Genomic DNA, 7,377 nt, shown 5'->3' with positions numbered 1-7,377 from the left:
CCCGCCGCCCCTCGCTGAGGCACGAGAAATCCTGCTGGGCCGAGGGTGCCACGCTGGTCTGCGGGGTGGACGAGGTCGGGCGCGGCCCGCTCGCCGGGCCGGTCACGGCGGCGGCGGTGATCCTGCCCGCCCGCGGCATCCCGCGCGGCCTCGACGATTCCAAGAAGCTGAGCGCGGCCGAACGCGAACGCCTCGCCGCCCGGATCGAGGCCTGCGCCGTCTGGGCCGTCGCCCATGCCAGCGTCGAGGAGATCGCCACGCTCAACATCTATCACGCCGCTCATCTGGCGATGTGCCGGGCGGTGGCGGCGCTGACGCAGGTTCCCTGCGTGGTGCTGGTGGACGGCAACCGCATCCCGCGCGATCTCGACCGCCCGGCCCGCGCCATCATCGGCGGCGACGCGCTGAGCCTGTCGATCGCGGCGGCCTCGATCCTCGCCAAGGTGGCGCGTGACCGGATCATGGTGGATTTGGCGCAACAGCATCCGGGCTATGGCTGGGACGAAAACATGGGCTATCCGACCCCGGCCCATCGCCGGGCGCTGGCCGATCTGGGGCCGACCCCATTCCATAGGCTCGGGTTTCCCGCCGTCAACAAGATATTGTGTCCAGAGCTAACACTAAGCCTCTGATTCAAAATACTATTTGACGCCGAATCGGCGGTGACTCATCTTATCCACAAGGAACGAGCGGCCCTGGATGCCGCCAGACTTTGAGGGCAGAGATGACCAGGACCGCCGAGGCCACGCGCAATTCGCGCGCCGAAACCGACTTGCCGCTGAACCGCATCCTTGCGGGCGACTGCATCGAGGTGATGAATTCGCTGCCCGAGGGCTCGGTCGACCTGATCTTCGCCGACCCGCCCTATAACCTGCAATTGCGCGGCGATCTGCACCGGCCCGACAATTCGCGCGTCGATGCGGTGGACGATCACTGGGACCAGTTCGGCAGCTTTGCCCACTATGACCGCTTCACCCGGGACTGGCTGGCGGCGGCGCGCCGGCTGCTGAAGCCGGACGGGGCGATCTGGGTGATCGGCAGCTATCACAACATCTTCCGCGTCGGCGCCGAGCTGCAGAACCAGGGCTTCTGGCTGCTGAACGACGTGGTCTGGCGCAAGTCGAACCCGATGCCGAACTTCCGCGGCAAGCGGCTGACCAACGCGCACGAGACGCTGATCTGGGCCTCGAAATCCGAGGGGGCGAAATACACCTTCAACTACGAGGCGCTGAAAAGCCTCAACGAGGGCATTCAGATGCGCTCGGACTGGACGCTGCCGATCTGCACCGGGGGCGAGCGGATCAAGGGCGAGGACGGGGCCAAGGCGCATCCGACGCAGAAACCCGAAAGCCTGCTGCACCGAGTGCTGGTCGGGACCACCAACCCCGGCGGCGTGGTGCTGGACCCGTTCTTCGGCACCGGCACCACGGGCGCGGTCGCCAAGATGCTGGGCCGCGACTTCATCGGGATCGAGCGGGAAGCCGCCTATCGCGCCGTCGCCGAACGCCGGCTGAGCCGGGTGCGCCGGCTGGACGCGAGCGCGCTGGCCACCACCACCGGCAAGCGGGCCGAGCCGCGGGTGCCCTTTGGCCAGGTGGTCGAGCGCGCCATGCTGCGCCCGGGCGAGGAGCTGGTGTCGATCAACGGTCGCCACACCGCGCGGGTGCGCGCGGACGGGTCGCTGATCGGGCGCGACGTCAAGGGCTCGATCCACCAGGTCGGTGCTGCGCTGGAAGGCGCTCCCTCGTGCAACGGGTGGACATATTGGCATTTTCGCCGCGACGGCCAGATGATACCGATCGATATCCTGCGTCAGCAGATTCGGTCGGAACTGGCCGCTGACGGCTGACACAGGTTCGCCGGTGTCTCGGGCCGGACGGGGAGTCCTCCCCGCGAGGCTGCGGGACGAACTTGCCCCGCCAGGGTGACCTGGCGGGGTTTTTTTGCCCGGAAAGCGCCTACAACGCCCCCCGCGGCATCGGGTTTTCGCCCCGCGTATAGGGCCCCCAGTCGGCGATATCGGGATAGAACTGCCGCCGCCACGCCCGCACGCGCGGGTTCATCCGCCGTCGCCACCAGGGCGGGACCATCGCCACGAAGGTCATCGCCGGATAGCCGAAGGGCAGCTGCGGCGCCTCGTCGGTGCCGTAGGTCTGCAGCAGCGGAAAGCGCCGGTCGGGCTTGTAGTGGTGGTCGGAGTGCCGCTGCAGGTTGATCAGCAGCCAGTTCGAGGCGGTGTGGCTCGCGTTCCAGCTGTGGCGGGGCAGGACGTGCTCGTACCGGCCCTCACCCAGATGGCGGCGGGTCAGGCCGTAATGCTCGACATAGTTGGTCAGCTCGAGCTGCCAGATCGCCACGAAGGCCTGCCAGACGAACAGCGCCAGCCCCTGCCAGCCGCCGAGGGCGAGCGCCAGCGCCAGCATCCCCAGCTGCAGCGCGGCGTAGCGCCAGAACGGGTTGCGCCGGTCCCAAACCGGCCGACGCGCGCGGGCCAGCAGCCGCGTCTCGGCCGCCCAGGCAGAGCGTGGACAGTCCCGCAGCACGCGCAGGAAATAGCGGAAGAACCCCTCGTTATAGCGCGCCGAGACGGCATCGCGCGGCGTCGCCACCCAGGCGTGGTGAACCAGCAGATGCTCGGTGCGGAAATGCGAATACAGGTTTGCGGCAAGGATCAGATCGCCCAGCCAGCGCTCATGCCCCGGCTTCTGGTGCAGCAGTTCGTGGGCATAGACCATGCCGATGGTGCCCGACATGACCCCGATGCCGAAGAACAGCCCCAGCTTTTCCCAGCCCGACAGGTGCCCGGCATGGGTCGCATACCAGATCGCGCCGAAAACCACGGCGGCCTGGATCGGGAACCAGATCACGGTGATGGCGCGGTACCAGAACAGCCGCTCGGTCGGGGTCTCGGTATCGGGGTTGTCGCTGTTCAGCCCCAGCACGGCGTCGAGCCCGGTGACAAGATACCACGCATAGGCCGGCATCAGCGCCCACCACCAGCCGCCCCGCACCGCCGCGAGCACCGCCAGCGGCACCAGCGCCAGCGACATCCAGAACGGCAGGGCGGATCGCAGATCGGCTTTCATGGCGGCGCTTTTACGCCCTGATCCCGCCCGGCGCCACCGGCCAGCGCGTCGCAGAAGGCCAATGGTCGCAGGAGGCTTGCGGGAAACCCGCCCGGCGCTTAGGCACGATCCGCAGGCGGGCGTGGCGGAATGGTAGACGCATGGGACTTAAACTCCCTGGGCCGCAAGGCCGTGCGGGTTCAAGTCCCGCCGCCCGCACCATCCTCAAGGTTCTTCTTTGCCCAAATATCCCGGGGATGAACGCATACGTTCATGGGCGGAGCCCGCCTGGGCCGCGCCGAATATCCCGTCCAGAGCCGCGTCCAGCACCGCCGCGTCGTCCAGCCGCAGCCGCACCGGCAGGGTCAGCACCTTGGGCCGGAACCGCGCCGGCAGGCGGGCCGCGTCCTTTTCGGTCGTGACCATCTGCGCCCCCAGCATCCGCGATTCGGTCTCCAGCCGGGTCAGCATCTGCGGCGAGAAGGGCTGGTGATCGACCAGCGGCTCGGCGCGGACCACCTCGGCCCCCAGCGCCCGCAGGCTGGCGAAGAACTTCTCGGGGTGGCCGATCCCGGCGAAGGCCAGCGCGCGCAGCCCCTGCCAGTCCATGCCGGTCTGCAGCGGCTCCAGCCGCCCGGTCAGCCGCGGCACCGGCAGGGCGGGCCAGCGGGCCGAGAACGACGCCTGCGCGCCGGCGTCCCCGATCGTCAGCACCAGATCGGCACGGGAAAGCCCGGTGGCGACCGGCTCGCGCAAGGGACCCGCGGGCAGGCACAGCCCGTTGCCCCACCCCTTCGCGGCATCGACGACGACCAGCGAAAGGTCATGGGCCAGGGCCGGATCCTGGAACCCGTCATCCAGCAGGATCGCCTGCGCCCCCGCCGCGACCGCCGCCCGGGCGCCTGCAACGCGGTCGCGGGCGACCCAGACCGGGGCGAAGGCCGCCAGCAGCAGCGGCTCGTCGCCGACCTGCGCGGCGCTGTGGCGGCGCTCCTCGACCCGCAGCGGGCCGGTCTCGGTCCCGCCATGCCCGCGGCTGACGACATGGGCGGCGATGCCGCGCGCGGCCAGACGCTCGATCAGCGCGATCACGCTGGGGGTCTTGCCGGTCCCCCCGGCATTGAGGTTGCCGACGCAGATCACCGGCACGCCGACCCGCTGCCGCCCCCCCTGAGCCAACCGCCGCGCGGTGCCCGCAGCATACAGCGCGCCCAGCGGCGCCAGGGCCCGGGCGGCAAGCCCCGCCGGTCGGTGCCAGAAGCGTGGGGCGGTCAGGCTCACGGTCCGTCCTCGGGCAGGTCGGACAGCACCGCCTCGGCGATGCGCCGGTCGATCTCGGCCCCCGCCGTGGCCTGCCGCCAGGCGGCGAGCGCCATGCGGGCGGCGGCGTCGGGGGCGCCCAGCTCCTCGATCGCGGCGCCCAGCTGGACCGCGCCGCGCACCAGCCGGGCGGCGCCGGCCCGGTCCAGCATGCTCCAGACATCGGCATGGACGGGCAGGTGCTGGCCGTGCAGGATCGCCGATCCCAGCGCCGCCGGCTCGAAGGGATGGCGGGGGGCGCTGTCGGCCACGATCAGCGTCCCGCCCATGAAGCTGATCGGCGCCAGCCGGTACCACAGCCCCAGTTCGTGGCTGTCCTCGGCCAGCAGCAGCTGGATGTCGGCGGTCAACTCGTCATCCTCGTCGCGGCGGGCGACGGCCAGCCCCTCGGCCTCGGCTGCGGCGGCGATCGGCGGCGCGTCCTCGGGCCGGGCCGGCGCGACGATCAGCAGCGCCCGGTGATGGGCCGAGATCACCGCCCGATGCGCGGCGAGGATCGCCGGCGCCTCGGCCGCGGGCAGGGCGGCGGCGAGCCACACCAGCCGGTGGGCCAGCAGCGGACGCAGCGCGGCATGTTCGCGCATGTTGCAGGACAGCGCCGGCAGTACCGGCGGCGCCGAGCCGGTGACGTCGATGCGCTGCGGCGCGATGCCGGCGCGCAGCGCGGCTTCCTCGGCGGCGGTGTCGGGGACGATCACCCGCGACACCCGCATCAGCGGCCCGCGCCGCATCCCCCGCCAGGCGGTGCGGGCGGCGGCGGCGGCGATCTGGTGGCGGTCGGCGATGAGCGTGACCGGCAGCTCGGCTTCGTCCGCGGCGGCGACCAGCGCGGCCGGGATGGTGCCGTCGGTCAGCACGATGGCGGCCGGCGCCAGCTGCTGGACCAGCGCCCGCGCGGCGGCCGGATCGGCGGGGGGGGCTGCCATGACCTGCGGGATCGGCCGCTCGCCCCGCGCCGTCACCACCGGACCCAGCGCGCCCAGCCGCAGCCCCCGGCGCCGGCGCCGCAGCGCCTGCACGATGCCGGCGCCGGTGCCCGCCCCGGTGCCGCAGACCAGCACCAGCGGCCCGTCGCCCGGCGGCACCACCGCCTCGGCCGGCAGCGCGCCGTTGCGGCTGCCGCGCAGGTTCAGCCACGAGGCCAGATCGCCGATCCCGGCCACGGGCCTGGCTCAGTCCGGTCGGGCGCCGGCGGCTTGCGGGTCATGCAGCCGGTGCAGGTGGGCGATGAAATAACGCGTCTGCGCCTGGTCCACGGTCTTCTGCGCATGCGCCTTCCAGGCGGAATAGGCCGAGGCATAGTTCGGGAAGATTCCCACGACATGGATCGCGGCAGGATCGCGGAACTCGGTCGAGTCGCTCGAGACGAGCTCTCCGCCATAGACGAGATGCAGCAATTGGCTCACGGCGCTGTCCTTTCGGCTTCTCCCAGCGGGATAGCCCCTGCCGGGGCCAAGACCAAGAGCCGGCGGCCGAGATCGCTCAAATGCGCGATGTTCTCTGTTTGCCCCGAATCGTGGGTTGTGGCACACAGGCTGCACGGCCAGAAAGGCCGGGACAAGTTTCGGTTTCGCGTGTGGTGGCTTGGGGCACGCGGGGGGCGAAGGGTTCCGGTCGGGGGGCCGGAACCCTTCGTTATTTGCGGGGGATGGTCGCGCTGGCGGGGCGTCGCGGGTTTGACTTGGGGCGCGCCGGGACGGCGCGCGTCAACGGACTGCGGCGGCGGTGTGACATTGGGCGCGGGAGGATCTGCGCGAAGAGGGAAAAGTCGTGGCGCACCTTGCGGGCGGGACGTGACACGCCGCCCTTTCGCAGCCGCGCGGAGATACGTCAGTTCGATGCCTGCCCGCGGGCCGTCCCCGCGGGGAAGGCACTTCGCAAGCCTGGCGAAGAAAAGGGGACCGCCTCGGCGGACGGTCCCTCGCTGGCAGCCGCCGGCGGGCAGCCCTTGGGGGCAGCCGCCGGGATTGCCTCAGTTCGATGCCGGGGCGGCCGGGGCGGTGCCTGCGGGCGCGGTGCCTGCGGGGGCGGTCCCCGTGGCGGGCGTCGCCGGAGCGGGCGCGGCCGGGGTTGCAACCGGAGCGGTGGCAGGAGCCGCCGCAGCCGGAGCACCTGCCGCCGGAGCCGCGGCCAGCTTTTCGTCGATCTTGGCCTTCAGCTCTTCCCACGGGCCGTTGCGGACCGTCTCGCCGTTGATGATGAAGGTCGGCGTGCCTTCGATCTTGTCGGCGACGGCGTTCTTCTGGAACGTCGCCACCAGGCTCTCGACCGCCTTCTGGTCGGTCCAGCAGGCCTCCATCTGGGCGTCGGTCATGCCGGCCTTGGCGCCGATCTTGCGCAGGTTGGCTGCCAGCTCGTCGCCGGTCTTGGCGTTCAGCCAGGTGCCCTGCTCATCCATCAGCATGCTGCCGACCGCGTAATACTTGTCGTCGCCGCCGCAGCGGGCGAGGATGCCGGCCCACAGCCCCGGCTCGTCGAAATAGACGTCGCGCTGGGCAAAGCGCACCTTGCCGGTGTCGATGTATTCCGCTTTGAGCTTGGGGAACACGTCCTTGTGGAACGCCGCGCAGTGGCTGCAGGTGAAGCTTGCATATTCCAGCATCGTCACCGGCGCGGTCTCGGCGCCCATGAACAGGTCCGGCAGGATCGCGGGTTCCGTCGCCGGGGTCGCGGCAGATTGGGCACCGGCCGGCTGTTCGGTCGCGGGCTGGGCCGGCGCGGCAGTCTGCGCGGCGGCGGGCAGGGCAAGGCCGGCCAGCGCGGCCAGCGTGGCGGCTGAAACGAGGCTGCGGAGTGTCAGGGTCATCTAGGGGCCTTTCGGTCGGGAAAACTCGGGGAAAGCGGAAACGGCAGGGGAAGGCCGCCGCTGGTCGCGGGCGGCGCGGTTGATGGTCAGGGCGTGCATGGCCTCGGCCAGCGCCGGGTCCTCGAACCGCGCGGCGACCTGGCCGGCGGCGGCGACGGTTTCGGGGGCGGGGGCGGGGGCCACGCG

At 71.2% G+C, this 7,377-nt stretch carries 8 protein-coding genes and 1 tRNA gene; 3 read left to right on the top strand and 6 right to left on the bottom strand.

Annotated features, from left to right (window positions below):
• Positions 1 to 14: 14 nt before the first annotated feature.
• Both IC63_RS16005 and IC63_RS16000 read left to right on the top strand, forming a co-directional pair.
• Entirely contained in the window at positions 15 to 632 is a 618-nt protein-coding gene (locus tag IC63_RS16005) for a ribonuclease HII (protein WP_036722340.1), read from the top strand.
• 92 nt (positions 633 to 724) lie between these two features.
• Complete coding sequence (locus tag IC63_RS16000; RefSeq protein WP_052042324.1) at positions 725 to 1,849, top strand: site-specific DNA-methyltransferase; 1,125 nt, start codon at positions 725 to 727, stop codon at positions 1,847 to 1,849.
• A gap of 109 nt (positions 1,850 to 1,958) precedes the next feature.
• Here IC63_RS16000 and IC63_RS15995 read toward each other — a convergent pair whose 3' ends face one another.
• Positions 1,959 to 3,086 (bottom strand): alkane 1-monooxygenase, encoded by a 1,128-nt coding sequence (locus IC63_RS15995; RefSeq protein ID WP_036722339.1) that lies wholly within the window; start codon positions 3,084 to 3,086, stop codon positions 1,959 to 1,961.
• 115 nt (positions 3,087 to 3,201) lie between these two features.
• Between IC63_RS15995 and IC63_RS15990 the strand changes: the two genes are divergently transcribed.
• Positions 3,202 to 3,287: transfer RNA gene (locus tag IC63_RS15990), tRNA-Leu, on the top strand.
• Positions 3,288 to 3,290: 3 nt separating this feature from the next.
• Here IC63_RS15990 and lpxK read toward each other — a convergent pair.
• From lpxK to IC63_RS18580, 5 genes are all read right to left on the bottom strand, one after another.
• Entirely contained in the window at positions 3,291 to 4,340 is a 1,050-nt protein-coding gene (gene lpxK, locus IC63_RS15985) for a tetraacyldisaccharide 4'-kinase (RefSeq protein WP_408633590.1), read from the bottom strand.
• A gap of 2 nt (positions 4,341 to 4,342) precedes the next feature.
• Positions 4,343 to 5,548, bottom strand: coding sequence for a glycosyltransferase N-terminal domain-containing protein (locus IC63_RS15980; protein ID WP_036722338.1), 1,206 nt, complete (start codon positions 5,546 to 5,548; stop codon positions 4,343 to 4,345).
• A 9-nt stretch (positions 5,549 to 5,557) separates the two neighbouring features.
• The gene (locus tag IC63_RS15975; RefSeq protein ID WP_036722337.1) at positions 5,558 to 5,791 is read right to left on the bottom strand and encodes a DUF4170 domain-containing protein; all 234 of its coding nucleotides are present in this window, start codon (positions 5,789 to 5,791) and stop codon (positions 5,558 to 5,560) included.
• Between the two features lie 566 nt (positions 5,792 to 6,357).
• Positions 6,358 to 7,191, bottom strand: coding sequence for a DsbA family protein (locus IC63_RS15965; protein ID WP_084116001.1), 834 nt, complete (start codon positions 7,189 to 7,191; stop codon positions 6,358 to 6,360).
• On the bottom strand, positions 7,192 to 7,377 hold a 186-nt coding region (locus IC63_RS18580; RefSeq protein ID WP_036722334.1), incomplete at its 5' end, for a hypothetical protein.

Origin of the sequence: Paracoccus sphaerophysae (assembly GCF_000763805.1) — a bacterium.
Lineage (GTDB): Bacteria > Pseudomonadota > Alphaproteobacteria > Rhodobacterales > Rhodobacteraceae > Paracoccus > Paracoccus sphaerophysae.
This window is presented reverse-complemented; position numbering and strand designations above follow the sequence as displayed.

Bases quoted from the DNA above. Each gene is read 5' to 3' on its own strand.
- IC63_RS16000 (WP_052042324.1), top strand. From the start codon at position 725: ATGACCAGGACCGCCGAGGCCACGCGCAATTCGCGCGCCGAAACCGAC.
- IC63_RS15995 (WP_036722339.1), bottom strand. From the start codon at position 3,086: ATGAAAGCCGATCTGCGATCCGCCCTGCCGTTCTGGATGTCGCTGGCG.
- IC63_RS15965 (WP_084116001.1), bottom strand. From the start codon at position 7,191: ATGACCCTGACACTCCGCAGCCTCGTTTCAGCCGCCACGCTGGCCGCG.